The organism is Halomonas sp. DP3Y7-2, assembly GCF_019800795.1.
GTDB classification, from domain to species: Bacteria; Pseudomonadota; Gammaproteobacteria; order Pseudomonadales; family Halomonadaceae; genus Halomonas; species Halomonas litopenaei_A.
The window spans coordinates 1-24,190 of sequence record NZ_JAHVKJ010000001.1 but is presented as its reverse complement, the minus strand read 5'-3'; the positions used below and the strand labels follow the sequence as shown (position 1 = coordinate 24,190).

At 62.5% G+C, this 24,190-nt stretch carries 22 protein-coding genes; 4 read left to right on the top strand and 18 right to left on the bottom strand.

What is annotated here, in order from left to right:
- Positions 1-129: 129 nt before the first annotated feature.
- The 10 genes from KUV45_RS00110 to dksA form a co-directional block, all read right to left on the bottom strand.
- Positions 130-504, bottom strand: a complete 375-nt coding sequence (locus KUV45_RS00110; protein WP_222162478.1) for a translation initiation factor Sui1 — start codon at positions 502-504, stop codon at positions 130-132.
- An 8-nt stretch (positions 505-512) separates the two neighbouring features.
- Positions 513-1,361 (bottom strand): pantoate--beta-alanine ligase, encoded by an 849-nt coding sequence (gene panC / locus KUV45_RS00105; protein WP_222162479.1) that lies wholly within the window; start codon positions 1,359-1,361, stop codon positions 513-515.
- A 9-nt stretch (positions 1,362-1,370) separates the two neighbouring features.
- On the bottom strand, positions 1,371-2,162 hold the full coding sequence (gene panB, locus KUV45_RS00100; RefSeq protein WP_222162480.1) for a 3-methyl-2-oxobutanoate hydroxymethyltransferase: 792 nt from the start codon (positions 2,160-2,162) through the stop codon (positions 1,371-1,373).
- Between the two features lie 146 nt (positions 2,163-2,308).
- Complete coding sequence (folK, locus tag KUV45_RS00095) at positions 2,309-2,827, bottom strand: 2-amino-4-hydroxy-6-hydroxymethyldihydropteridine diphosphokinase (protein ID WP_222162481.1); 519 nt, start codon at positions 2,825-2,827, stop codon at positions 2,309-2,311.
- A gap of 5 nt (positions 2,828-2,832) precedes the next feature.
- Positions 2,833-4,236, bottom strand: a complete 1,404-nt coding sequence (pcnB, locus tag KUV45_RS00090; protein WP_206943904.1) for a polynucleotide adenylyltransferase PcnB — start codon at positions 4,234-4,236, stop codon at positions 2,833-2,835.
- A gap of 1,088 nt (positions 4,237-5,324) precedes the next feature.
- The gene (locus KUV45_RS00085) at positions 5,325-6,722 is read right to left on the bottom strand and encodes a sigma-54 dependent transcriptional regulator (protein ID WP_222162482.1); all 1,398 of its coding nucleotides are present in this window, start codon (positions 6,720-6,722) and stop codon (positions 5,325-5,327) included.
- Positions 6,700-9,693: an ATP-binding protein gene (locus tag KUV45_RS00080; RefSeq protein WP_222162483.1), complete on the bottom strand. Its 2,994-nt coding sequence runs from the start codon at positions 9,691-9,693 to the stop codon at positions 6,700-6,702. Before KUV45_RS00080 ends, KUV45_RS00085 begins: the two co-directional genes overlap by 23 nt.
- On the bottom strand, positions 9,683-9,859 hold the full coding sequence (locus tag KUV45_RS00075) for a hypothetical protein (RefSeq protein WP_206943910.1): 177 nt from the start codon (positions 9,857-9,859) through the stop codon (positions 9,683-9,685). The genes KUV45_RS00080 and KUV45_RS00075 overlap by 11 nt, the downstream gene beginning before the upstream one ends.
- Positions 9,860-9,996: 137 nt before the next feature.
- On the bottom strand, positions 9,997-10,899 hold the full coding sequence (gene gluQRS, locus KUV45_RS00070) for a tRNA glutamyl-Q(34) synthetase GluQRS (protein WP_222162484.1): 903 nt from the start codon (positions 10,897-10,899) through the stop codon (positions 9,997-9,999).
- A gap of 124 nt (positions 10,900-11,023) precedes the next feature.
- Entirely contained in the window at positions 11,024-11,461 is a 438-nt protein-coding gene (gene dksA, locus KUV45_RS00065; RefSeq protein ID WP_206943914.1) for an RNA polymerase-binding protein DksA, read from the bottom strand.
- A 297-nt stretch (positions 11,462-11,758) separates the two neighbouring features.
- Here dksA and KUV45_RS00060 point away from each other — a divergent pair, with 297 nt between their 5' ends.
- Together KUV45_RS00060 and sfsA are read left to right on the top strand one after the other, a co-directional pair.
- On the top strand, positions 11,759-12,922 hold the full coding sequence (locus tag KUV45_RS00060) for a pyridoxal phosphate-dependent aminotransferase (RefSeq protein WP_222162485.1): 1,164 nt from the start codon (positions 11,759-11,761) through the stop codon (positions 12,920-12,922).
- Positions 12,922-13,680 (top strand): DNA/RNA nuclease SfsA, encoded by a 759-nt coding sequence (gene sfsA / locus KUV45_RS00055; RefSeq protein WP_222162486.1) that lies wholly within the window; start codon positions 12,922-12,924, stop codon positions 13,678-13,680. Before KUV45_RS00060 ends, sfsA begins: the two co-directional genes overlap by 1 nt.
- A 25-nt stretch (positions 13,681-13,705) precedes the next feature.
- Here the strand turns inward: sfsA and KUV45_RS00050 are convergent, their stop codons facing one another.
- The 7 genes from KUV45_RS00050 to KUV45_RS00020 all read right to left on the bottom strand — a co-directional run bounded on the left by KUV45_RS00050 (position 13,706) and on the right by KUV45_RS00020 (position 19,627).
- Positions 13,706-15,040 (bottom strand): sigma factor, encoded by a 1,335-nt coding sequence (locus KUV45_RS00050; RefSeq protein WP_222162487.1) that lies wholly within the window; start codon positions 15,038-15,040, stop codon positions 13,706-13,708.
- Positions 15,030-15,473 carry a DUF4426 domain-containing protein gene (locus KUV45_RS00045; protein ID WP_206943921.1) on the bottom strand — a complete coding sequence of 148 codons (444 nt, stop codon included), beginning with the start codon at positions 15,471-15,473 and terminating at the stop codon, positions 15,030-15,032. The genes KUV45_RS00050 and KUV45_RS00045 overlap by 11 nt, the downstream gene beginning before the upstream one ends.
- A 73-nt stretch (positions 15,474-15,546) precedes the next feature.
- Positions 15,547-16,143 carry a methionine biosynthesis protein MetW gene (metW, locus tag KUV45_RS00040; protein ID WP_206943922.1) on the bottom strand — a complete coding sequence of 199 codons (597 nt, stop codon included), beginning with the start codon at positions 16,141-16,143 and terminating at the stop codon, positions 15,547-15,549.
- The gene (locus KUV45_RS00035; protein ID WP_206943923.1) at positions 16,133-17,308 is read right to left on the bottom strand and encodes a homoserine O-acetyltransferase; all 1,176 of its coding nucleotides are present in this window, start codon (positions 17,306-17,308) and stop codon (positions 16,133-16,135) included. The genes metW and KUV45_RS00035 overlap by 11 nt, the downstream gene beginning before the upstream one ends.
- Before the next feature lie 55 nt (positions 17,309-17,363).
- Positions 17,364-17,957, bottom strand: coding sequence for a YggT family protein (locus tag KUV45_RS00030; RefSeq protein WP_206943924.1), 594 nt, complete (start codon positions 17,955-17,957; stop codon positions 17,364-17,366).
- 20 nt (positions 17,958-17,977) lie between these two features.
- Positions 17,978-18,802 carry a pyrroline-5-carboxylate reductase gene (proC, locus tag KUV45_RS00025; protein ID WP_222162488.1) on the bottom strand — a complete coding sequence of 275 codons (825 nt, stop codon included), beginning with the start codon at positions 18,800-18,802 and terminating at the stop codon, positions 17,978-17,980.
- Positions 18,803-18,931: 129 nt separating this feature from the next.
- Complete coding sequence (locus tag KUV45_RS00020) at positions 18,932-19,627, bottom strand: YggS family pyridoxal phosphate-dependent enzyme (RefSeq protein ID WP_222162489.1); 696 nt, start codon at positions 19,625-19,627, stop codon at positions 18,932-18,934.
- A 65-nt stretch (positions 19,628-19,692) separates the two neighbouring features.
- Between KUV45_RS00020 and KUV45_RS00015 the strand changes: the two genes are divergently transcribed.
- A complete protein-coding gene (locus KUV45_RS00015; RefSeq protein WP_206943927.1) occupies positions 19,693-20,775 on the top strand; it encodes a type IV pilus twitching motility protein PilT in 1,083 nt (360 codons plus the stop codon).
- Between the two features lie 72 nt (positions 20,776-20,847).
- On the opposite strand, the gene KUV45_RS00010 is transcribed toward KUV45_RS00015, so the two are convergent.
- The gene (locus KUV45_RS00010) at positions 20,848-21,981 is read right to left on the bottom strand and encodes an anhydro-N-acetylmuramic acid kinase (protein ID WP_222162490.1); all 1,134 of its coding nucleotides are present in this window, start codon (positions 21,979-21,981) and stop codon (positions 20,848-20,850) included.
- Positions 21,982-22,155: 174 nt separating this feature from the next.
- On the opposite strand from KUV45_RS00010, the gene tyrS reads away from it, so the two are divergent.
- Positions 22,156-23,358 carry a tyrosine--tRNA ligase gene (gene tyrS / locus KUV45_RS00005; protein WP_222162491.1) on the top strand — a complete coding sequence of 401 codons (1,203 nt, stop codon included), beginning with the start codon at positions 22,156-22,158 and terminating at the stop codon, positions 23,356-23,358.
- The last annotated feature ends 832 nt before the right edge of the window (positions 23,359-24,190 follow it).

Below are 24,190 nucleotides of genomic sequence, written 5' to 3'. Positions count from 1 at the left end.
GCTTAGGCTATCAGGGCTTAGGCTATTAGGGCTGTCGCCAGCAGCGCGGTGTATCGTCAGAGGGGCGCCTAGGCTGCCACCTCTTTCTGCCTCTGCTCGCGGCTACCTCTCGTCGCGCACCAGGGATGCTTAGCCACCGGCCAGCTTGACCTTGAAGCCTTTTTTCTCGAGGGCTTCCTTCAGCACCTGACGATGATCGCCCTGGATCTCGATGATGCCATTCTTCAGGGCTCCCCCGGTACCGCAGCGCTTCTTCAGCTCCTTGGCCAGTGCCTTCAGTTCCTTTTCGGCCAGTGGCACACCGCTGATGGTGGTGACGCCCTTGCCCTTGCGACCGCTGGTTTCCCGGCGGATGCGCACGATCCCGTCCAGCTCTTCAAGGCGTGCCTGGTCAGCGATCTCATCACAGCGGCAAGCCTCCTTGGGCGCTCGACACTGCGGACAGATATCACCGTGCTCGGTGGAATAGACGAGCGATCCAAGTTGGTCCTTGAGCGATGGCATACGGACTCCTAGCGCGGCAGTGTCACAAACAGGTTGTCGATCAAGCGTGTGGCGCCGAGCCGAGCGGCCACCAGCAGAACGGCCTCGCGGGTATCGGCAGCCACGTGACCCAGATCACGACGGCGTAGCTCCAGATAGTCGGGCCTGAAACCCAGTGACTCAAGGCGTGTCTTGCCGTTTTGCAGGGTGCGAGCGACGTCTTCGCCCTGCTGCAGCGCCTGTTTCAGCTGCACCAGAGTGCCCTGCAGCTCAGCCGCGGTGGCGTGCTCGGCAGCGCTGAGATAACCATTTCGCGAAGACATCGCGAGGCCCGACGCCTCGCGTACGGTGGGGACGGCGACAATCTCGATGGGCAGGTGGAGATCGCTAACCATGCGCTGGATCACCGCGAGCTGCTGATAATCCTTTTCGCCGAAGCAGGCGACATCGGGCTGGACGATGTGAAACAGCATGCTGACCACGGTCGATACGCCGTCGAAGTGCCCGGGGCGGGAACCTCCGCACAGACCTTCGCTGACCCCGGGTACGCGAACCAGCGTCTGGCCTTCGAGTCCCTCGGGATACATGATCGCCGGTGTCGGGGTGAACACCATATCGCAGCCCGCCGCTTCCAGCTTGGCCAGATCGGCTTCCATGGTGCGCGGGTAGTTGTCCAGGTCCTCACTCGGGCCGAACTGCAGCGGGTTGACGAAGATCGAGGCGACGACCAGGTCACAGCGCTCTCGCGCTGCCTCGACCAGGGCCAGGTGGCCTTGATGCAGGTTGCCCATGGTCGGTACCAGGCCGATTCTGGCTCCGGCCAAGCGATGAGGTCGCAGCGCCTCGCGCAGGTCCGCGATGGCGGGGTGGACGTGCATGCTACTCTCCTAGAAACAGTGCTCTGCAGCGGGGAATTCGCGGCTGAGCACCGCTTCGTGGTAGCGCCGGAAGGCACCCTCGATATTTTCAGCCTCGGCCAGGAAGTTCTTCACGAAGCGCGGCGTGCGCCCGTGAGTGACTCCGAGGATATCGTGCATCACCAGGATCTGGCCGTCGGTGTCTGGGCCCGCGCCTATACCGATAACCGGGACCTCCAGGGCCTCGCTGACCGCGCGGCCCAGGCTGGCAGGCACGCATTCGAGCAGAATGACGGAAGCGCCGGCGTCGACCAACAGACGCGCGTCTTCCAGAATACGGGTGGCGGCTTCTGCTTCGCGGCCTTGAACCTTGTACCCGCCCAGTTGGTGCACGGTTTGCGGAGTGAGGCCGAGATGGGCGCATACCGGCACGCCACGTCGGGTCAGCTCGCGGATATCGTCCGCCATCCAACCCTCGCCCTCGACCTTGACCAGCTCTGCACCGGCGCGCATCAGCGCGGCGGCATTGTCGAGCAGGCGCTCGCGGCTCGGGTTGCCCATGAACGGCAGGTCGACCATCAGCAGGCTGTCACCCTTGCCGCGTGCGACGCAGCGAGTGTGGTAGAGGATGTCGTCCATGGTGACGGGCAGGGTACTGTCGTGTCCCTGCAGTACCATGCCCAGGGAATCCCCGACCAGCAGCACGTCGATACCGGCGCGGCCGGCGCTGGCGGCGAAGGACGCATCGTAGGCGGTCAGGCAGCTGAAGGGTTCACCGGCGCGCTTGCGAGCCTTCAGCGAGCTCAGGGTGACAGAAGTCATGGCGTGTTCTCGTGTTGGCAACAGGGCGTGCATCGTGGCCGCCCCTGAGTGATTACCGCGGATTGTTACCGATGGGTGAATCTGTGTCGATAGGTAACATTGACCAAGCGGGGGAGAGTCTTCAACTGTGTCTTAGTGAACCGGCGTCAACCGTCTACCGGGGAAGCCGTCAGCAGTTGCAGGTCGCCGCGGTGCAGGGCCTCCTCCATCTGCTGAGCAAGGCTGTCGAGGGTCCGCCCATCTGCCAGGGACAGCGCGGGATCGAGTTCGGCCAGCGGCAGGACGACAAAGGCACGGTGGGCGAGCTCTGGATGGGGCAATGTCAGCCGCGGGAGGGCAAGCGTGATGTTCGCCATCCACAAGAGATCCAGGTCCAGCGTGCGAGGACCCCAGTGGCGCTCTCTTCTGCGTCGATGGCGCTGTTCCAGCGCTTGCAGTTGATCCAGCAGTGCCAGCGGCGACAGCGCGGTCTCAAGCGTAGCAACGGCGTTGACGAAATCTGGCTGATCCTGGGGACCGACAGGCCGGCTGGCGTACAGGCGCGAGGCCGCCACGCGCCGGGTAAGCGGCAGGCCGTCGAGTTCAGCCAGTGCTGTCTCAACCTGCCTGCGCGGGTTTTCCAGGTTGCTGCCGAGGCCGATATGAGCGATGTAGCGTGCTGCCATCGGGCTCACTCATCCGAAGAAGGCGGGGTGCTGCGCGGCTTGCGACGGCGACGTCTGCGCTTGCGCGGTGCTGCGGTGCCAGCAGGGTCGGCTCCCACCTTGCCAAGCAGCCGGCGTTGTTCGTGCTCGTCGGCCTCCTGGAAGGCCGTCCACCAGTCACCCAGGCCCGGTGCGATCTCACCCGCGGCCTCGCGCAGCAGCAGGAAGTCGTAGGCCGCACGGAAGCGTGGGTGGTCGCGGGTCTGAAAGGCACGCTTGCCGCGACGCATGGGCAGCCGTTGCTGCAGATCCCAGATGTCTCGCATGGGCATGCTGAAGCGCTTGGGCAGGGACACATGCTGAAGCTCGCGGCTGATGACTTGCTGGGCAGCGGCCTGCAAGGCGGGCACGGGCGGCATGCCTTCGGCTTCAAGGTCCCGCTGGCGGCAGTATACCGGCCCCCACATAAAGGCAGCGAGCAGGAAGGCGGGCGTGACGGGACGATCATCGCGAATGCGGCGATCGGTACTTTCCAGTGCCTGTTCGATCAGCGCCTCAGCCCAAGGCAGCTCTTCCATGCACTCATCGGCCTCGGGGAACAGCATGGCGAACAGGCCGTAATCACGAAGTAGCCGGAAGGTAGCGAGCCCCTCTCCTGAGAGGAACAGCTTCAAGATCTCGTCGAACAGGCGCGCGGGCGGAATCTGCAGCAACAGCGGTGCCATCTCGGCGATGGGCGCTTCGGTGTCCGGCGCGATATCGAAGTCGAGCTTTGCCGCGAAGCGAATGGCGCGCAGCATGCGCACCGGATCTTCACGGTAGCGTGTTTCGGGGTCGCCAATCAGGCGCAGCGTGCGCGAGGCGATGTCATCGACGCCGCCGGCAAAGTCATGCAGCGTGAAGTCGGCAATGTTGTAGTACAGCGCGTTCACGGTGAAGTCGCGGCGCAGGGCGTCTTCCTCGATATTGCCCCACACATTGTCGCGCAACAGCAGACCATCATCGGATTGTGAGGCGAGGTGGTCGCCATGGTCATCACGCGGCTTGCCACGGAACGTGGTGACTTCGATGACCTCACGGCCAAAGCGCACATGCACGATGCGAAAGCGGCGTCCGATGATGCGTGAGTTGCGAAACAGCTGCTTCACCTGCTCGGGAGTGGCATCGGTGGCGACGTCGAAGTCCTTGGGGTCGATGCCCAACAAGGAGTCACGCAGACAGCCACCTACCAGGTAGGCTTCATAGCCTGCGTTGTGCAACCGGTACAGTACCTTGAGGGAGGCTTCGCTGAACTGGCGACGGGACACGGGGTGTTCGTCACGAGTGAGTACGCGTGGCATCGGCGGTCCTGCGACGGCTTCCTGAGCTCCAAACAGGGACTTCAAGTGTTCTCCTGGGCTCTGCAGAAAGCGGGTAAATCCTTTGATCATGCGGCGATATGGACTCGCGGGGGTCTGAAAGGTGTTGAGTGTAGCGGACGCTTTCTGCCTTGCAAAGCGCGGTCGCCTCAACGTCATGAGTCAGCCATAAGGGGCTGGCGCCGAAGTGGGCTGCCCAGCAGGCATGACGGTGGTGATTGCCGGATAGCAGAAGGGGAGGCCAAGGGCCTCCCCATCAAAGCAGGATGCAGCGTCCGTGCTGCTGATTCTTCTTCGTGATGGCGCATCGCCTTGAATACGCACCACAGTCACCAAGGAGGTTCAGGCAAGCAATGATATTGTTGTTATTGGCGCTCCTGACGGCGACCGCCTCGTATTCAAAACAATAATCCAACCACGACGGCATATGATGCCTCCCCTCGGCTTATTGTCATTGTTGCCGAGAGTGCGCTCTGACGACCTTGTTGCTTTTGTTGGTCGGTCGTCTGGGGCGCGTCGCGTCCTGGTACTCCGGGCTTCGTCGTATTGTTGTTGTTCGACGAATGTGCGCTGCGCTGGTCCCGTGTTGTTCTTGTTGTGGGGCCGCGTCGCCTAGTGCCCAATCCGCCTGCTTCATCATGAAGCGTTGTTGTTGTTAGGGCGGCGGATCTGATCGTGTTCTGACAGATTGTTGTTGTTGGCTGTCCACGATCGCCGGAATTTGTTGTTCTTGCCCAGACTTACTGCAGTTGTCGTGCCTACTTTGATTTTTTTCTTTTTAAACAGCGGCTTGTCCCTTTGTAGTTGGTTCGAGGCAAGCCGCCGGGTTGTTTGTGTTACCTCGGGCTACCCATTTTGGCGCACTCTTTTGGGTTGGATGGTAACAACCGGTGCATCAAGAGGTAGCTGGCGTGCAGGGCCTACAATGCCTGTATTGATCGCTACAGACACTTGCACCATGGTCGAATGAACCAAAGCAGGGGGCACGACAGGAGATCAGCGACATGCTGGCAGTGGAGTGTCTGGCGCCGATGAAAGCCCATTAGGCGCGACATCGGGCGCCATGTAGAGAGCGGCGCGGCATCGCGCGCCGGGTAGAGAGCGCCACGGCGTTGCCTCCAGCGCTGAAGGAAGACGTCACCTGGAGCGTACGCTGGTCATCACTGGCGTCGAGCAGGACGCTTTCGAGGTATACCGAGCCGTTGACGCCTTTCCCACAGGCATTTGCGAGAGATGCCCAGCTTGTTGGCGAGCTCGGTCTCGTTCATCTGGTCCTGGTGCTCCAGCACAAAGTGCTGAAAGTAGTTTTCCAGCGACAGGTCGTCGGCGTCACCCTGGACGTCGCTGCGCGCGACGTCATGCTCCGCCAGGTTGGCCGCCGTCGGCAGGGGATCGGCAAGCGAGCGTGGTGTGACGGGCATGGCAAGGCCCAGGTCATCTGGATGGATCAGCTGGCCCTCGGCCAAGATGACCCCTCTTTCCAGGGCGTTTTCCAGTTCCCTGACATTGCCGGGCCAGGGGTAGTCCGCGATATCCCGACGTGCGGCACGCGATAATCTCAGCTCCTCCCTCGCATGACGCTTGCAGGTCTTCGCCAGCAGGGCATCGGCGATCTCGAGGATATCGTCCTCGCGCTCCCTCAGCGGAGGAAGGTCGATCTGCATCACATTGAGGCGGTAGTACAGGTCGAGCCGGAAGTCACCGCTTCGCGACAGCGCCCGCAGGTCGCGATGGGTCGCTGCGACAAGCCGCACGTCCACGTGCCGGGTCTCCACCGAGCCGATGCGGCGAATCTCTCCTTCTTGCAGCACCCTGAGCAGGCGCGCCTGGGCATCCAGGGGCAGCTCGCCAATCTCGTCCAGAAACAGGGTGCCGCCATGGGCGGCTTCAACCAGGCCGGTGCGGGCTGCGCTGGCGCCGGTAAAGGCCCCTTTTTCGTGGCCAAACAGCTCCGACTCGATCAGCGTTTCAGGAATCGCTGCGCAGTTGACGCAGATGAGCGGCGCGTTGGCACGCCGGCTTTGCTGGTGCAGTGCTCGGGCGACCAATTCCTTGCCGGTCCCGGATTCGCCCAGGATCAGTACCGTGACATCCGCTGGTGCGGTCTTGCGGATACGGGTATAGACCGTCTGCATGGCAGGGCAGTTGCCGATCATGGTGCGCCGCTGGCCCGCCTCGTCGGCAACCGCGGGCGGGCTGCTGCGCTGGCTGGACTGGCGGTGGAGGATGCGGGCAACGGTTTCCAGCAGCTCATCATGATCGAACGGCTTGGCCACGTAGTCGACAGCGCCTTGTTTCAGGGCCTCCACGGCGGAGCGCATGCTGGCGTAGCTGGTCATGATCAGCACCGGGCATGGCGAGGCCAGGGCAATCAGCTCGGTGCCGGGGGCTCCAGGCAGGCGCAGGTCGCTGATAATCAGGTCATAGGCCTGCAAGTCGCGCTGCTGGGCCTGTTCGACCGAGTCGGACTCCTCGACGTGGTGGTCATGTCGCGCCAGCAGGCGATGCAGCGCGGAGCGGATGATGGCTTCGTCTTCAACGATCAGGATTCGGCTCATGGGGTGCGGCGTCCTGGGCGGATCGATGGACAACGGGTGAACACAACCATACCTGAATTCGGGTCCCTCTGGCCTGCCCTGGCAGAGGCGATATGACCTCTACCTTGCCGTCATGTTCGGCGACGATGCTGACGACCAGCGCAAGCCCCAGGCCGGTTCCCTGGCCGGGAGGCTTGGTGGTGGCGAACGGTTCGAACAGTCGTTCGCGGATCTTCGGGTCGATCCCTGGTCCGGCGTTGGTCACGCTCAGCCACGGACCTTCTTCACCCTGGCCTGCATCGATGAAGATGCTGTCGGTGGTGGGGCAGGCATCGCAGGCATTGGTGAGCAGGTTGACCAATACCTGTAACAGGCGTTGCTGGTCGCCATACACCTCGACGTGCGGGGCGCAACGATTGGCGTGCTCCAGCGTGGCGTCGGGGCGGGACAGGCGAAGCAGGTGCAGCGCCTGGTCGGCCAGCTGCCTGGCTGACACCGTAGTGAATGCGTTGCCGCCGACATGTCTGCCGCCGTGGGCAAACCCCACCAGCGAGCCGACGATTCGCGAGACGCGTTCGGTCAGCACCTGGATCTGCTGGGCCGTCTCCAGCACGTGAGGGTCCGAGGTGTCGTAGCGCAAATTCTGAGCCAGTGAGGAAATTCCGGTGATTGGATTGCCGATCTCGTGGGCGACCCCCGCGGACATCTGCCCGATGGACGCCAGGCGGGCGGCATGGATCAGCTCGTTTTCCAGCCATTTCATCTCGCTGTGGTCTTCTATCAGAATGACGGTGCCACCGGCGCTATCCGCGGGAGCCTCGGTATCCAGTCGGGCCCGAAGCAGGCTGATGTAGCGTTCGCCCTGGGGCAGCGTCATGGCGTGGTGATAGACCCGTTCACGCTGTCCTGCCAGCACGTCCCCAAGCAGCGTGTTCCAGGGTGTCGGCAGGGCTGCCCGGTGCGCCCCGATCACCTCTTCTCCTGCAATGCCGGTGAGCTCGCTGAGGGCGTCGTTCCACATCAGGATCTCGTCATCGTCGCCGAAGGCGCACAGACCAACCGGAAGTCGGGCCAGCATGTGGCGGTGATGACGACGCAGCTCGTCCAGCTCACGGGCCATGCCGGTAAGGCGCGAACGGTAGTCCTCCAGCCGGTGTTCGACGAAGTGGATATCCTCCCGGGCCGGGGGGCCATCATGGCGGTAGGGAAGGTAGTGATCGACGATATCCTGGGCAATCGATGGCCCCATCAGGCCCGAGAGATTGGCCTGGATCCGCTCGCGCAGTCGTCTCAGGGCATAGGGCCTGGCATCATTGGCCGACAGACGCAGGCTGGCCAGGGCCTGGTTGACCTCGCGCTCGGCGACGTCTTCACCCAGGGCGCTAGCCAGGCGCTTCTTGGCGTCATCACCATCGGCGATGGACAGCGGCAGCCGCTTGTGGCGAATGACCGCATCGACCGAGCAGGCTTCGGCAGCGGCACGCTCCTGTGGGGACGTGGACGAGGCCAGGGACACCAGAATCAGGCTCAGGGCATTGAGCCCCAGCGAGGTCAGCGATACCTGATACCAATCGGGTAGAGGGGCAAGGCTGTCGCTACCCAGCAGACTCAGCAGGAGGTCAAGCGGTGCCAGCAAGGGGGGCAGCGGGGTAATCAAGGGCAGCCATAGCCCCAGGCACCATACCAGGGTACCCAGCCCGAGCCCCGTCATCACACCCTTGCGGTTGGCTCCCGGCCAGTACAGCAGCGCCAGCAGACCAGGCAGGCATTGAGCCATACCAATCACCGAGACCAGGCCCAGACGTGTCAGTTCGGTGGAAGCATCGACCGCCTGAGAGAAGCCCCACCCTGCGAGAATCACGGTGGCAATCAGGGCGCGTCTTAACCATCGCAGGCGACGGTAGAGATCGGGCTGTTCCACCGGGGGGTGGGCGATCAAGGCCAGATGGTTGAGCATCATTCCGGCCAGGGCCAGTGCGGTGAGAATCAGCGTGCCGCAGGTAGCGGCCAGCAATGCAATGAACGCTATCGCCAGCACGCTCGGTGATGTGGACAGTGCGAAGATGGCGTAGGTGGCGGTCTGAGCGCTATCGGCGACTCCCAGCCGCTGTGCGCCCCACAGGATCAGTGGCACCGGCAGGGCCAGCAGCAGTAGCAGCAGTGGCACTCCCCAGCCTGCCGCCAGCAGAGTGCGGCGACTCAGCGGCCGAGCGAAGCTGATATGGAACATGTGGGGCATCAACAGGGCGGAGCCAAAGAACAGCAGCAGCAGGGTTCGCCACTGGGCAGCATCCAGCTGGTGCGCCTGCTTCAGGTCGGCAGCCGGGCCTGATAGCCACTGTTCCAGCTCCCCTGGACCGGAAAAAATGGCATACAGCGCATAGGCCCCGAGCGCGAGGAAGGCGGCCAGCTTGATCAGCGATTCGACCGCCATGGCAGCGGTGAGACCATCGTATCTGCGGTGCGCGTGGGTGTGACGGGCACCGAAAAGAATCGCGAACAGCGTGATAATCGCGCAAAAGCACAGTGAGAGTAGCCAGGCGGGGGCCGCTGCGGTGACATGCTGGATGGCTTGTCCCATGGCCTGCGCCTGCATGGCCACCAACGGCATGGCGGCGGTCAGGCTTAATAGCGTGACGCTGGTGCCGACCCAGCGTGAGCGAAAGCGAAAGGCAAACAGGTCGGCCAGGGACGACAACTGATGGGTGCGTGCCAGGCGCTGCAGCGGGACCAGCAGCACAGGGGCGAGCAGAAAGCTGCCGGCGGCCCCAAGCGAATATGCCAGATAGCCGTAGCCCCACTGCCAGGCGACACCGATGCTTCCCGCCAAGGCCCAGGCATTGGCGTAGACCCCCAGGGCGAGAATGCCGACGAGGGGGCTTCGACTCCAGCCGGCGGGAACCCAGTGGCGTTCTACTGCGGTGGCGACGGCAAACAGCACCACCAGATAGCCGAGACCCAGTAGCGTGACGGCGGCAGCTTCAGCGTTCATCCAGGGCCCGTTTCTGCTCCAGCCACAGGGTCAAGGCGATCAGCACACCCCAGATGAGAAACGGGCGGTACCAGGCACTGCCCTGTTGGCCCCAGCCGGTCATTAACAAAGGGGACAGCAAATAGCCACAAAACACCAGCAACAGCATGACGCGATAGACGTACACGTTAGTCTCTCCGTCCCGGCAATGGGCGATGCGCTGCACGGATCAGGCCCATGGCGCCGAGCCCTGAACCCTGAGCACTCTCCTCTGAGCACTCTCCTTCAGGTCCAGGGTGTGCCCGTGCCCGCGCGTGGCCACCGTTACTCGGACGCTGTCACACCCAGCAGATCAGCGGATATGGCATGCGTCTCCATGGCGTCAGGGCGCCATGCCCTGCAGGCGCTGAGGAGCTGTTCGGCCACCGGCGCTGAGCGTGAGGCCGGGTCAGGGCGTTGGCCCAGGCAGGCCAGGGTGGCGTACAGCAGCTGGCGAATCTCGCGCTCAGTATCAGGTAGCGGCTTGGCCAGGTTCTGTTTGGACAGCTTCTGCCCATCCTGCCCCATTACCAGCGGCAGGTGAAGATAGCTCGGCGGCTCAACCCCCAGAGCATGATAGAGCTGGAGCTGCCACGGGGTGTTGTCCAGCAGGTCCAGGCCGCGCACCACGTCGCTGATGCCTTGGTCGATATCATCCACTACCACCGCGAGCTGGTAGGCCCACAGGCCATCCTTGCGCTTGAGCACCACATCGCCCAGCGCTGCGGGGTCGAAGCGCTGATAGCCCTGAACACGGTCCTGCCAGCTGACAGGGCGCGTGCCCAGATCACTGCGCAGCCGCCAGGCACAGGCGATGTCGGGGCGTCGAGTGCCTTGGCGGCACCAGCCTGGGTAGATCCCGTAATCTCGCCATTGGCGACGCGAACAGCTGCAGCGGTAGGCCATGCCCTGCTGGGTAAGTCTGGCAAGCGCGGCCTCATAGGCGTGATCTCGTTGGCTCTGATAGCGAACCTCGCCGTCCCACTCGAGGCCAAAGGCTTCCAGCTGCCTGAGGATGGTGTCGGCAGCGCCAGCCGGGCAGCGCGGTGGGTCAACGTCCTCGATCCGCAGACTCCAGCGCCCTGCCTGGTGACGTGCATCCAGGTAGCTGGCGACGGCTGCGACGAGTGAACCCGCATGCAGTGGGCCTGAAGGTGTGGGGGCAAAGCGACCGTGGACGTGGGGCATGGAGCATCAACCCTGGTCGAGTGAAGGGCGAGAGGGATAGCGTGAGCGCGGCACGTCGCGTTCGGCAGATACGCAAGCGGGCACCCGCAGGTGCCCGCTTGGCGAAGGGACCGGCCCGGGGGGGTCAGCCGCCGAGCTGTTTTTCCTTGAGCTCGGCCAGTGTCTTGCAGTCGACGCACAGGGTGGCGGTCGGACGGGCCTCGAGGCGGCGGATGCCGATTTCGACGCCGCAAGCCTCACAGAAGCCGTAGTCGTCCTCGTCGATCGCTTCGAGGGTTTCGTTGATTTTCTTCAGCAGCTTGCGCTCGCGGTCGCGGGTACGGAGTTCAAGGCTGAAGCCTTCCTCCTGGGTAGCCCGGTCGGCAGGATCAGCGTAATTGTTGGCTTCTTCCTGCAGATGACGAACGGTGCGATCAACCTCTTCCATCAGCTCCTGCTTCCAGCCCAGCAGGATCTGTCGGAAGTGCTCGAGCTGCTTCTCGTTCATGTACTCTTCGCCCGCGGCCGGCTCGTACGGGATGAACTTCTTGGGCGCTTCCGGCTTCTTCTGTGCAACTGGCATGGGATTGCCTCATTACTTTAGTGACTGCTGATCAATACCCCACGCAAGGCTAAGGTATCTCACGCCAAAGGGAAGGTTGTTTAGCTGATATTTAGCCTGAGTGCAACACTTTTGAGCGCTGTCCGCCGGTTTTGTGCCCAAAGTCTTAGGGGTTTCTCGATCAGGACAAGGAAGCCCCGTTTTCTGGCGGTGGGGAGGTGGCGACGGACGGCGCCGTGATTCCATGTTTCAATATGTGAGTTGGACCATGGGAAGTTGCCCAGGTTCGCCAGCAACCCCCTTGTTGGAGAAGTCGTCATGAGCTGGAATGCCCGGGTCGAGGGTGTAGCGCCGTTTCGCGTGATGCGTTTGCTTGAGTTGGCACAGCAGCGTGAAGCCGCCGGAGAAGATGTGATTCACCTTGAGGTCGGTGAGCCGGATTTTGAGACGCCCGCGCCGATACGCGAGGCCGGCGCCCGAGCGCTCGAGCAAGGCCATACCCGCTACACCCCTGCCACCGGCATTCCCGCCCTGCGGGAGGCGATCGCCCAGCACTATGCCGAGCAGTTTGCGGCCGAGGTCTCACCGCAGCGCATCATTGTGACCCCGGGGGCTTCCGGGGCCCTGCTGCTGGCCAGTCAGCTGCTGGCGGGGGCCGGAGATCGGGTGTTGATGGCAGACCCTAACTATCCCTGCAACCGGCACTTCATGGCGTTGGCTGGGGCAGAGGTCGATGCGGTGCCTGTAGGCCCTGATAGCGCGTGGCAGCTGAATGCCGCTCTGGTTGAGCGCCATTGGCAGACGTCGACGCGGCTGGCCATGCTGGCATCCCCCTCCAATCCTACTGGCCACGTGCTTGATCGGCAGGCGCTGGCGGACGTGGTGAGCTGCGTTGCCGAGCGGGGCGGGGAGCTGTTGGTCGATGAGATCTACCAGGGGCTCAACTATGGCGTAGCGCCGCAATCGGTGACCTCGCTGACGGATCGAGCCTTCGTGGTCAACAGCTTCTCCAAGTACTTCGGCATGACCGGCTGGCGCCTGGGGTGGTTGGTCGCGCCTGAGTCGGCCGTGGAGCCGCTGACACGATTGGCGCAGAACGTCTTTCTGGCGGCGTCTACGCCGGCACAACATGCTGCGCTGGCGGCCTTCACACCGTCCTGCCTGGCATTGCTCGAGGAGCGTCGGCGCGAGCTTGGCGAACGGCGTGATGCCTTGCTCAAGGGACTGGCGACGCTTGGGCTGGCACCCTCTTTGCCTCCCCAGGGAGCGTTTTATCTGTGGCTGGATATTTCCGCCTACAGTCACGACAGTGAAGCCTTCTGCCGGCGTCTGCTGGAGGAGGAAAATGTCGCCATTACCCCAGGCACCGACTTTGCCCTGAGCGGGGGGGAGCATCATGTCAGAATCGCTTTCACCACGGGGATTCCGCGCCTGCATGAGGCGGTCGAGAGGCTGTCGCGGTTTCTGGCGAGGCACGGCTGATGGACTATCCGCCGCTGGTGGGGGGCACCCTGCTTCGACGCTACAAGCGTTTTCTGGCCGACGTGCGTCTCGATGATGGCCGAGAGGTGGTGGCGCATTGTCCCAACACCGGGTCGATGCGCGCCGTGAACGTTCCTGGGGCTCGGGTGTGGCTGTCGGCCAGCGACAATCCGGCGCGCAAGCTGGCCTGGACCTGGGAGCTGATCGAACTGCCTGATGGTGACGGCGGCTCAGGAGTGTCACTGGCCTCGGTCCATACCGGGCGCGCCAACCGGATCGTCGAGGAGGCATTGGTCGAGGAGAAGGTGGTCGAGCTGAGGGGCTATGCCCAGTTGAAGCGTGAGGCCAAGATCGAGGATGCCCGCCTGGATTTCAGGCTGGATGACCCGGCTCGCCCACGCTGCTACGTCGAGGTCAAGCAGGTCACGCTGCGCGAGGATGATGGGCATGGTTACTTTCCCGACGCCGTCAGCGAGCGCGGACGCAAGCACCTTGAGACCCTGGCGCGGCTGGCCTCCCAAGGAGAACGGGCGGTGCTGCTGTTCCTGGTGGCCCATGAGGGCATCGATGACGTGGCGCCGGCACAACACCTGGACCCAGGCTACGCCAGCACCCTGCAACGGGTGACAGGCACTGGCGTCGAAGTGCTGGCCTATCGGATCTGTGCCTCACGGGATGTGCAGGGGAGGCCTCTGGCGCTGTCGCTGGACACGTCGTTGCCGGTGCGTGTCGACGGTCGCTACCCGCAATCCCGTTAGGCGACGCTGGGGCGTCTCGCTGGCGTCATGGTGACGGAGCCGGCTGGCACTCTGGCAGGGCCGCCAGAAAGCGTTCTATCGCAGAGGACCCGCGGGCATCGCCTGTGACCTGCTGCCACCAGTGACGGTGAACGCCCCTGATTCTGACCTGTACCTCAGGTATGCCGATGACCTGCGCCATGGCCATGCGATGCAGGCCCTTGTTGATCTTGACCAGATGCCCGTGGCGGTTGATGGCCGCCCCCAGCCGGTCTTTGCCCAGCCCCGCGTCAAAGCCAAAGCAGGCCATGGCCTCCATATACAGCAGGTAGCGGCGCAGGTAGGCCAGAATTCTCTCCGGGCGATCCAGCACCATGCCATCCGAGTGAGAGGCGACCGGTTTGCCGTGTGCCAGGCGCTCGGCCAATTGGTGGTAGCTGCGGCTGCCGCTGGGGGCGCGGCGGTGTTCCCAGATATCGGCGATAAAGTGCATGCGTCGGCTCGACAACGCATGGGTGGTGGGAATATCCCAGTCCCCATCCCATAGCAGCTGGTCGCTGATGCGATGGCGTTGACGTCGGTCGGGGAAGGACCGCGGATAGTGCACGTGCTGCAGCAGCCGGCGAGGATCCACGTTGACATCCAGGGCATCGGCGTAGCGAGCTTCGATGCCGCGACGGGGCAAGCCCCGCTGCTCTATACGTTGGCTGCCGAGTGCCTGGTTGAGCCAGGCGCTCAGCGCTAGCTGCTCCATCGGCAGCGTCAGCGAGCGGTTGACGACAACTTTGGCACGTTGCGCCAGCCTGGACAGACTCATGCGTGGGCCGAGGCTGGGGTCGAACAGGCTGGGGTCTGCCGGTTCGCCGCTGGGTGTAAGAGGCATGTCCCGCCCCGCATTCAGCAGGCTGATGGCCGTGCAAAGCCGCGCTTTCAGTGCGCTATCCACCGCTGCCGGGGGAAGCTGCTGATACAGCGCCAGCAGGCTCTCAGGCGACGGCGATGGCGGCCGGCTCAGGGCCACCGGCAGGCTCACTTGATCCACATCCAGCTGCCATTGGGTGAGCGTGGGTGGCGCCGCGATGGCTTGGCATTGACTGGCAAGGCGCGAGGCGAAAATCTTGATCAGCCACTGGTGAGGCGACTCGAGAGAAGGCTCGAACCGCCAGACGTTATGCCAGGCAATGACCAGGGTGTCATGAATGACGTCTTCCACGTCCTGGGCGGTCTCGAGAAACTGCTGGGACACGGCGCTGAGGTGAGGAACGACCAGGCACGCCAGGGACTCGAGGCCCTGCGTAGCGCCTGCAGCGCACTCATTCAGGGCATCGCCTAACGCTGTTGTTACGGGCGGCGCAGGTTGCTTGTCAGTATCACTGGTCACGATAGAACCGTTGTACAAAGCTCAGGGTTTCAGGAGCGGCGTTGCGATCCAGCTGGAGCAGCAGGCGAAAACGCATGGGGGCGCTGGTGTCGATGCTGAAGGTGGCGTAGCGCGAGATACCGTTACCTTCGCGCAGGGTACGAAAGGCCAGAGGGGTGTCATGGCTGGTGCCGACCACCGAGACGCTACCCTCCGTCGCGACGTTCAGCGCCTCGCCATCAGCGTCTCTCACACTCAGGGTAATCAAGCCCTGGTGAGGAGAGCGCTGGATACCGAGACGCCGTGACACTTCCTCGGGCAGGGCATTGCTGGCCATCACCCCGTAGTGAGCCTCGACATCGCCAAAACGCTCGAACTGCTGAGCGCTTGCCGTGGTGGTCAGGATCAACAACAGTGCCAGGGTTGCCGCGTAACGCCAGCCTCTGCCCTTCATGCTTGCCTCCTTATGTCGCAGTGGCTCCGTGTCGCACTAGCTCAGTGCCACAGTAGCCCAGTACCGCGATGGCTCAGTCGTTGCGAGTCACGCGGAAAATGGCAATCTCTCCAAACAGGTTGGGCCACAGCCGCGACAGGCGTCTACCCTCGTGATCCTTGATGCCGACCGCGCGATCGATAATGGTTAGTCCCTTGTCCCGGCACAGCGCTTCGAAGTCGTTGAAGGTGGACAGGTGAATGTTGGGCGTGTCGTACCAGGCGTGGGGCAGCGACTTCGATACCGGCATGTAGCCGCGAAGCCCCAGGTGCACGCGATGACGCCAGTAGGCGAAGTTGGGGAAGGTAATGATGCACTCTCGAGCCACACGCATCATCTCATCCAGCATCAGGTCAGGCCGCCGCAGGGCCTGCAGTGCCTGGGTCATGATGACCAGGTCGCAGGCATCATCTTCGAAGTTGGCCAAGCCATCGTCCAGGTTCTGTTCGATGACGTTGACGCCCTTCTCGACGCAGGAGGTGATGCCGTCCGGGTCAATCTCCAGGCCGTAGCCGGAGACGCCTTTGTCGCGCGCCAGGGCGTGGAGCAGCGTGCCATCACCGCAAGCCAGGTCGAGCACATGAGCCCCTTCGGGGACCCAGCCGTGGATCAAGGTCAGGTCAGAGCGCATGGTCGTTCTCCTGGCGGGAGGTCAGTCCAAGGTCGTTGGCGACACGCTGCATGAACCCGGCGAAGACCGCCTGATAGCGGGGTTCCGGCATCAGGAAGGCATCGTGACCGTGGGGTGAGTCGATATTGGCAAAGCTGACCGATTTGCCGGCCCGAATCAGGGCGTTGACCAGCTCCTTCGACCGCGACGGCGGGAAGCGCCAGTCGGTGGTGAAGCTGACCACCAGAAAGGGACATTGAGCCGGGGCCAGCGCCTTGGCCAATTCGCCCTGGTGGGGGGCGGCGGGATCAAAGTAATCCAGGGCCTTGGTCATCAGCAGGTAGGTGTTGGCGTCAAACGAGGTGGAAAAGGCGTCGCCCTGATAGCGCAGGTAGGACTCCACCTGAAACTCGACGTCGAAGCCGAAATTGAGATCATCGCTGCGCAGGTCTCGACCGAACTTCGAGCCCATGGCGTCTTCCGACAGGTAGGTGATATGTCCCACCATGCGCGCCAGCTTCAAGCCGCGGCGTGGCAGCGTGTCATGATCAGCGTAGTGGCCGTCATGAAAGTCCGGGTCAGAGCGGATGGCCTGCCGGGCCACCTCGTTGAAGGCGATATTCTGTGCCGACAGTTTCGGTGTAGCGGCGATGACGACCGCATTGGCGATACGCTCTGGATAGGCGAGCGACCATTGCAGTACCTGCATGCCTCCCAGGCTACCCCCTACCACGGCTGCGAAGCGGGTGATACCGAGGCGGTCGGCAAGGCGTGCCTGGCTGTCGACCCAGTCGCATACCGTGACCATGGGAAAGTCGGGGCCCCAGCGTTGACCGGTTTCCGGATTGATGCTGGAAGGACCGGTGGAGCCATGGCAGCCGCCGAGATTGTTCAGCGAAATCACGAAGAAACGGTCGGTATCGATGGACTTGCCGGGGCCAATGTGGGCATCCCACCATCCTGGCTTGCGGTCGCTGTCGTCGTGGTATCCCGCTGCGTGGTGGTGACCTGACAGGGCATGGCAGATGAGGACCGCATTGCTGCGGTCTTCATTGAGCGTGCCGTAGGTCTCGTAGACCAGATCATAGGTCGTGAGCGTCTTGCCGCAGACCAGCGGCAGTGGGTCGTCGAAGTGCGCCATTTGCGGCGTCACCAGTCCGACCGAATCGCGAGTAGGCTCGGGCATCAGTCGTATGTGTCCAGTGCAAGTTGGTGTTGTCGTGGGCCTGACGTCTGCGGTACTACAGACCGACCAGCATGCCGGAAATACCGGCAGCGCGAACCAGCGAGCCCACCACGATCCCATCGATCAGATTGATGCCGATGAAGACCACAATGGGTGACAGGTCCAGCATTCCCAGTGGCGGAATGACGCGACGGACCGGTGACATGATCGGCTCGACCAGTTGCATCACCAGCAGCGCGCCGGGGTGGCTGGCGTTAGGCGCGACCCAGCTTAGAATGATCATCACGATCAGCGCGAAGAAATAGATCTTCAGAATGGCGCTGGCCAAGGCGGCAACGCCGGCAATGGCAAGTCCGTCCAGGTTGGGCATGCCCACGCCAGCCAACTGCAGCAGAATGACGATACTGATCACCTTGACCAGAAAGCCTGCCGCCAGCGTCGCCAGGTCAAAGCGCCCCATCACCGGCCCAAGAACGCTTTGAAAGGGGCGGACTACGGGCTGGGTGATCTTGACCACCGACTGGCTCAGCGGGTTGTAGTAGTCGGCCCGTGATGCCTGCAGAAGAAAGCGCAGCATCAGCAGGAACATGAAGATGTTGATCAGGGTGTTGACCAGCAGCAGGCCGGCATTTCCCAGTTGACTGCCCATGTGGGCTCCTCCGTCTTGGTTTAACTCTTGCCGAGTTCGGCGGACATTTCCTTGGCACGCTGGGCGCAGGCCTGCATGGCGCCATCGACCGCTTGCCGCAGTCCTGACTGTTCGAGATGCTCTATGGCCTTTTCTGTGGTGCCGCCCGGCGACATCACGTTGCGCTTGAGCTCACCCGGGGGCTTGTCACTGCTCATGCCCATCGCGGCAGCACCGTAGGCGGTCTGCATGGCGAGTCGGCGTGCAGCATCGGCATTGAGCCCCAGCTTGATGGCCGCTTCTTCCATCGCCTCGAACATCAGGAAGAAGTAGGCAGGAGCGCTGCCAGATACCGCCGTGACGGCTTCCAGTAGCGACTCCTCATCGACCCACTCGACGATACCAACAGCGCTCATCAACTCACTGACCGCGTCGCGTTGTTCGTCGGTGACGCGCGAGTTGGCATAAAGACCCGAGGCGCCCTTGCCGACCAGCGACGGAGTGTTGGGCATGCAGCGCACAACAGGCAGGTCGCCACCCAGCCATTGTTCCAAGGTCTCGGCGCTGAGGCCAGCGGCGACCGACATGATCAGCGGTTTTTTCGCTTGAATGCCGTCTTTCAGGGTCTCGCATACCTGTCGCATGATCTGTGGCTTGACCGAAAGCACCACCACATCGGCATCCGCGATGGCGGCCATGTTATCGGTGGTGGTGCGAATGCCCAGGGTGTCGGCGAGGGGGGCAAGGGTACTCTCTCGTGTGGCGGTGGCGGTGATGGCGTCGGCGGGATAGCCGCTGTGGACCATTCCGCCGAAGATCGCGCTTGCCATGTTGCCGGCGCCGATGAAGGTCACGTTACGGGCCATGCGGTGCTCCTTGGATGTTGAGCCGATGTTTGTGCCGGTGTTGAAACCGGTGTGGGAACCGCTGTCGACATCTCGAGCGATGCAGATGCCGTGCCGCAGTCCAGGGGCTGAGACCTGTGCTGCTGTTCGCTACTGGCGCGAGCCAAAGATGGCCGTGCCCAGCCTGACCATGGTGGCGCCTTCTGCGATGGCGGCCTCCAGGTCTGCGCTCATTCCCATGGATAAGGTATCAAGTGGCGCTTGCGGCAGCTGTTCGCGCAACCTAGCGAGTGCCGATGCCAGCTGTCGAAAGGGCTGGCGCTGGGCCTTGGTGTCGTCACAGGGGGCCGGTATGGTCATCAGCCCGCGTAGCTGGAGGCCGGGCAGGGCGGCGACCTGCGCCGCCAGCTCGGGAAGATCCTCAAGGCCTACGCCGGACTTGGACGGCTCGTTGCTGACGTTAACCTGCAAGCAGATGTTCAGGGGCGGCAGGTGTGCAGGGCGCTGCTCGCTCAAGCGTCTGGCGATCTTGACGCGGTCAACGCTGTGAACCCAGGCAAAGTGCTCGGCAACGTCACGTGTCTTGTTGGACTGCAGCGGCCCGATGAAATGCCAGCAGATAGCGTCACAGTCTGCCAGCGCCTTCTGCTTCTCCAGCGCTTCCTGCAGATAGTTCTCGCCGAAATCGCGCTGACCCTGCTCATAGGCCTCACGGATCATGCTGGCGGGCTTGGTCTTGCTGACAGCCAGCAACAGGGCATCGTCAGGCCCACGCTGAGCCGCTTCAAGCGCCCGCAACATGCGTGTTTGGGCTGAGATCAAGGATTCAGTGATCGTCGTGGTCATCGGCCTGGGTCTGTCCTATGGTGGGGCTCCCTGCCCTGGATCAGGGCGTAAAGCCTGGTAAGCCCATGGATATTACCGAACTGCTGGCACTCTCGGCAAAGCAGGGCGCCTCGGATCTTCACCTGTCCGCGGGGTTGCCGCCCATGATGCGGGTCCATGGTGTCCTGAGTCGTTTGCCCGGCCCGCCTCTTGACGATGCGCTGGTCAGGTCCCTGTTGGATGCGGTCATGGCAAGCGACGTGCGCGACCAGTTTGCACGCACCCAGGAGGCGGACTTCTCTCATCATATTCCTGGCCTGTCGCGCTATCGTGTTAACGCTTTTGTGCATCAGCGAGGGGCTGCTGCGGTACTGAGGGCGATTCCTGATCGAGTTCCCTGCTTGAGTGACCTGGGGATGGGGGAGGTCTTCGAGCGATTGGCCGCACTGCCACGAGGCCTGGTACTGGTGACAGGTCCTACCGGCTCCGGCAAGAGCACGACCCTGGCGGCCATGATTGATCACATCAATCGACATCGCCACGACCACATCCTGACCATCGAAGACCCTATCGAGTTTATCCACCAGAGCCAGCTGTCGTTGGTGTCACAGCGGGAAGTGCACCGTCATACCCAGAGCTTTGCGGTGGCGCTGCGCAGTGCTCTCAGAGAAGACCCCGATGTGATTCTGGTGGGAGAAATTCGCGACCGAGAAACAGCACATCTGGCGCTGACCGCTGCCGAGACGGGCCACTTGGTGTTTGCCACCTTGCATACGGCGTCGGCGGTGAAGACGATCGACCGTCTTATCGACACCTTTCCAGGCGACGAAAAGGATGCCGTGCGTGCCATGCTGTCGGAGTCATTGCAGGCCGTCATTTCCCAAGCCTTGTTGCCAGGCACCCAGGGAGGGCGAGTCGCCGCGCGAGAGATCCTGCTGGTCAACCAGGCCATCCGCCATTTGATTCGTGAAGGCAAGCTGGCACAGGTGTATTCGGCCATGCAGACCGGCGGACAGGCCGGCATGCAAACCCTGGATGCCGACCTGGCGACACTGGTGGCGAAGGGCAATGTGTCTCGGGAGGTTGCGCAGCGTTTGTCGCGTGAGTCGCTGGCACCCCAGGGCGACTCAGCTGGCAGTTGGGGTGAGCCGCGGGGCGGATGGTCCTGAGTCTGCCTGAGGGACGGGACGAGGCATCCCTTGTGCCAGCGGGAACGCCCTCGTCCTCGGAGCGGTATGACGTCAGCGTGAGTAGATGCCGCCCAGCACCCGCGCTCCGCTGGCGCCGGTGACAGAGGGCAAGTTACCGGCCAGGTGTTCAATCCTGGCATAGGCTAGCCAAGCGAAGGCTGCGGCCTCGAGCCAGTCGGCGGGCCAACCCAGGGCGTCGCTGTCGAGGACCCTGGCCTGCGGTAGACGCCGTTCAATTCTGGTCATCAGGTCGGTGTTGCGCGCGCCACCTCCGCAGGGGATGAGGTCGATATCACGAGGAGCATTGAGCTGCTGGCATGCCATCTCGATGCCCATGGCCACACTGGCGGCGGTCAGCTCAGCCAGCGTGGCTTGAACGTCCTGAGCAGTTTCACGGCCGCTGAGACGAGACTCGGCCCAGTCCAGATGGAACAGCTCGCGACCGGTGCTTCTGGGAGGCGCCAGATGGAAGTAAGGCTCCGCCAGCCAGCGCTCCAGCAGCTCTGTGTCTACCGTCCCACCAGCCGCCCAGCATCCTTGGGCGTCGAACGGCTGCTGGTGGTGGCGTTCGTGCCAGGCATCGAGCAAGGCGTTGGCGGGACCTGTGTCAAAGCCCAAGGGGGCGTCCTGCAACGTCAGCGGGGGAAGCAGGGTCAGGTTGGCGATGCCGCCAAGGTTCAGCACCAGGCGCCAGCGCTCGTCATGGCGAAAGACCTGCTGGTGAAAGATGGGCGCAAGGGGAGCGGCCTGACCGCCAGCGGCAAGGTCGCGGCGACGAAAATCGGCGACAACACTACATTGGGTCAGCTCGGCCAGGCGGCTGGGATTGTCGAGCTGCAGCGTGTAGGGCGGGGCGCCGCTAATGTGGCCGTAGGGTGCGTGTTCGATCGTCTGGCCGTGGCTGCCTATTGCGGTAATATCGGCGGCGACCAAGCCTTGCTGCTTGAGTAGCGCGCTGACGGCGGCGGCCTGACACTGGCAGAACGCTTCCTCGGCAGCGGCCAGGTCGGCGAAGGCGACGCAGTCGGCATGGGCCAATTGCCACAGTTGACGGCGTAAAGCGTCTGGCATGGGGTGGCCCAGGCTTCCTTCCAGAGAAGGCACGCCTTGGTCATCTATGTGCACCATGGCGGCATCTATACCGTCCATGCTGGTACCTGACATCAGTCCGATGAAGCGTTGCATGGTGTCGTCGTCTCAACCGCTGGAAAGGTTCATGGTAACATCGCCGCCACTATTGAAACCTGGTGCTGGCGCAACCTGCTGTTGGCGTCGCGCCGCTGTTTGGTCATGAATGAAGGGCCCCGCTGACACAAGGGGGTGGCCGACATAGCTGAAGTGAGGAGTGGAGTGGATACCATGAGCGAAGTGGACGAGGCCCTGGCGCTGATACAGCGCGGCACCCACGAGATTCTTCTGGAAGACGAGCTGAAGAAAAAGCTCGCCTCCGGTCGCAAGTTGCGGATCAAGGCGGGCTTCGATCCTACTGCGCCTGACCTTCACCTTGGTCATAGCGTGCTGCTGACCAAGATGCGCCAATTCCAGGACCTGGGCCACGAGGTCATTTTCCTGATTGGTGACTTCACTGGACGTATCGGTGATCCGACCGGCAAGAACGTGACGCGCAAGCCTCTCACTGAAGATGAGGTCAAGGCTAACGCTCAGACCTATAAAGAGCAGGTCTTCAAGATTCTCGACCCCGAGAAGACGGAAGTGCGCTTCAATGCCGAGTGGTTCTCCCAGATGAGTGCAGCCGACATGATCGAGCTGGCCGGGCAGACCACGGTGGCGCGTATGCTCGAGCGAGACGACTTCGAGAAGCGCTACAAGGGTGGGCAGGCGATTTCCGTGCACGAGTTTCTGTATCCGCTGGTACAGGGCTACGACTCGGTCGCGCTGAAGGCGGATATCGAGCTCGGTGGGACAGACCAGAAGTTCAACCTGCTGATGGGGCGCGAGGTCCAGAAGCATTTTGGACTTGAGCCTCAAGTCGTGATCACCATGCCGCTGCTGGAAGGGCTGGATGGTGTGCAGAAGATGTCCAAGTCACTGGGTAACTATGTTGGCGTGGATGAGGCTCCCGGGGCGATGTTCAACAAGCTGGTGTCGATGCCTGACAGCTTGATGTGGCGCTATTTCGAGCTACTGTCGCTCAAGGACAACGCTGCGATTGAAGACTTGCGTCAGCGTATCGAGCGCGGAGACAACCCTCGTGACATCAAGATGGAGCTGGCTCGCGAACTGATCGCTCGCTATCACGGCGAAGAAGCCGCTGCCAACGCGCACAGAAGTGCCGGCAATCAGTTGGCAGAAGGTGAGTTGCCTGAAGACCTGCCTGAAGTCGAGGTGAGCTTCGAGGACAGCGAGCAGGCGCCTATCGCCGCGGTACTGAACCGTTCAGGTCTGGCCAACAACAGTGCCCAGGCGAAGGACATGCTGGGCAATGGCCGCGTCAAAGTCGACGGTGACGTGGTGGCCAAGGACACCATGTTGGCGGTCGGCAAGAGCTATGTCATTCAGGCTGGCAAGAAGCGTTACGCCAAGGTGAACTTGACGCGCTGAACACACACTGTGTGACTGTGGATGTACACGACGCTCGCCGATGGCGAGCGTCGTGCGTTGGTAGCTTTTGCAGAGTACGCCTTGCGCCACCGACGCTATGGACCTGCCTGATATGGCCAGATGTCATTTCGGCCTGCCGGCCGGAGTGCGAAGCGCCGGGGCCACCGCTCCGAAGGTCTCGTAAGGCAGAGTGAAGACGTTCGACCAACACTCCTGTAGCGGTAGATAGTGTCTGGTGGTTCTTCCGCTTCGGCTGTTCTTCCGCCTGGGTAGTTCGTCCACAGGTGGTGAGCGAGACATGGGTGTGGATAAGTTGCCATGGAGGGCTGTTCACTTTTTTTACGTCAGGCTATTGCCAAGCTGCCTCGAGATCCGTAAAGTACGCATCCGCTGCCGGCGACGAGCAAACGTCACAGGCGGTGAAGAGTGGTAAAAATAGTTGATTTGAAAAGGCTTTTTTAAGCTTCTCGGAAAAATCACTGCTTGACGAGCAACGAGAAATCGGTAAAATGCTCGCCACTTGATCGGAGTCGCCGACAGGGCATCGAAAGATGCACTGAGGTACGCTTCGCTCTCTTTTGAAGTCTGCGAGCATCGCTTGCGGGGCGCAAAAGAAAGCGCTTGACGAAACGCTTCGATTCTGTAGAATACGCCTTCCTCGCAGGGCGCTGAGCAAAGCGCTCGGCAACAGCGAGGCGCTCATTGAACTCGCTAGAGTCAAGAGCACGCTCTTTAAAAATTGATCAGGTAATTCATGTGGGCGCTTGCCGATGAGTCAGTGACAATGTCACTGAAATATCAAGGCAAGCGACTCGTCAAACGAGACGTTTGA

What these genes read in the sequence shown, in the direction of transcription:
- KUV45_RS00085 (WP_222162482.1), bottom strand. Translation starts at nt 6,722, where the DNA reads ATGAGCCGAATCCTGATCGTTGAAGACGAAGCCATCATCCGCTCCGCG.
- KUV45_RS00035 (WP_206943923.1), bottom strand. Translation starts at nt 17,308, where the DNA reads ATGCCCGAGCCTACTCGCGATTCGGTCGGACTGGTGACGCCGCAAATG.
- dksA (WP_206943914.1), bottom strand. Translation starts at nt 11,461, where the DNA reads ATGCCAGTTGCACAGAAGAAGCCGGAAGCGCCCAAGAAGTTCATCCCG.
- KUV45_RS00030 (WP_206943924.1), bottom strand. Translation starts at nt 17,957, where the DNA reads ATGGGCAGTCAACTGGGAAATGCCGGCCTGCTGCTGGTCAACACCCTG.
- sfsA (WP_222162486.1), top strand. Translation starts at nt 12,922, where the DNA reads ATGGACTATCCGCCGCTGGTGGGGGGCACCCTGCTTCGACGCTACAAG.
- metW (WP_206943922.1), bottom strand. Translation starts at nt 16,143, where the DNA reads ATGCGCTCTGACCTGACCTTGATCCACGGCTGGGTCCCCGAAGGGGCT.
- KUV45_RS00060 (WP_222162485.1), top strand. Translation starts at nt 11,759, where the DNA reads ATGAGCTGGAATGCCCGGGTCGAGGGTGTAGCGCCGTTTCGCGTGATG.
- KUV45_RS00045 (WP_206943921.1), bottom strand. Translation starts at nt 15,473, where the DNA reads ATGAAGGGCAGAGGCTGGCGTTACGCGGCAACCCTGGCACTGTTGTTG.
- proC (WP_222162488.1), bottom strand. Translation starts at nt 18,802, where the DNA reads ATGGCCCGTAACGTGACCTTCATCGGCGCCGGCAACATGGCAAGCGCG.
- KUV45_RS00010 (WP_222162490.1), bottom strand. Translation starts at nt 21,981, where the DNA reads ATGCAACGCTTCATCGGACTGATGTCAGGTACCAGCATGGACGGTATA.
- folK (WP_222162481.1), bottom strand. Translation starts at nt 2,827, where the DNA reads ATGGCAGCACGCTACATCGCTCATATCGGCCTCGGCAGCAACCTGGAA.
- KUV45_RS00015 (WP_206943927.1), top strand. Translation starts at nt 19,693, where the DNA reads ATGGATATTACCGAACTGCTGGCACTCTCGGCAAAGCAGGGCGCCTCG.
- gluQRS (WP_222162484.1), bottom strand. Translation starts at nt 10,899, where the DNA reads ATGCCCCACGTCCACGGTCGCTTTGCCCCCACACCTTCAGGCCCACTG.
- tyrS (WP_222162491.1), top strand. Translation starts at nt 22,156, where the DNA reads ATGAGCGAAGTGGACGAGGCCCTGGCGCTGATACAGCGCGGCACCCAC.
- KUV45_RS00080 (WP_222162483.1), bottom strand. Translation starts at nt 9,693, where the DNA reads ATGAACGCTGAAGCTGCCGCCGTCACGCTACTGGGTCTCGGCTATCTG.
- panB (WP_222162480.1), bottom strand. Translation starts at nt 2,162, where the DNA reads ATGACTTCTGTCACCCTGAGCTCGCTGAAGGCTCGCAAGCGCGCCGGT.
- KUV45_RS00020 (WP_222162489.1), bottom strand. Translation starts at nt 19,627, where the DNA reads ATGACCACGACGATCACTGAATCCTTGATCTCAGCCCAAACACGCATG.
- pcnB (WP_206943904.1), bottom strand. Translation starts at nt 4,236, where the DNA reads ATGATCAAAGGATTTACCCGCTTTCTGCAGAGCCCAGGAGAACACTTG.
- panC (WP_222162479.1), bottom strand. Translation starts at nt 1,361, where the DNA reads ATGCACGTCCACCCCGCCATCGCGGACCTGCGCGAGGCGCTGCGACCT.
- KUV45_RS00110 (WP_222162478.1), bottom strand. Translation starts at nt 504, where the DNA reads ATGCCATCGCTCAAGGACCAACTTGGATCGCTCGTCTATTCCACCGAG.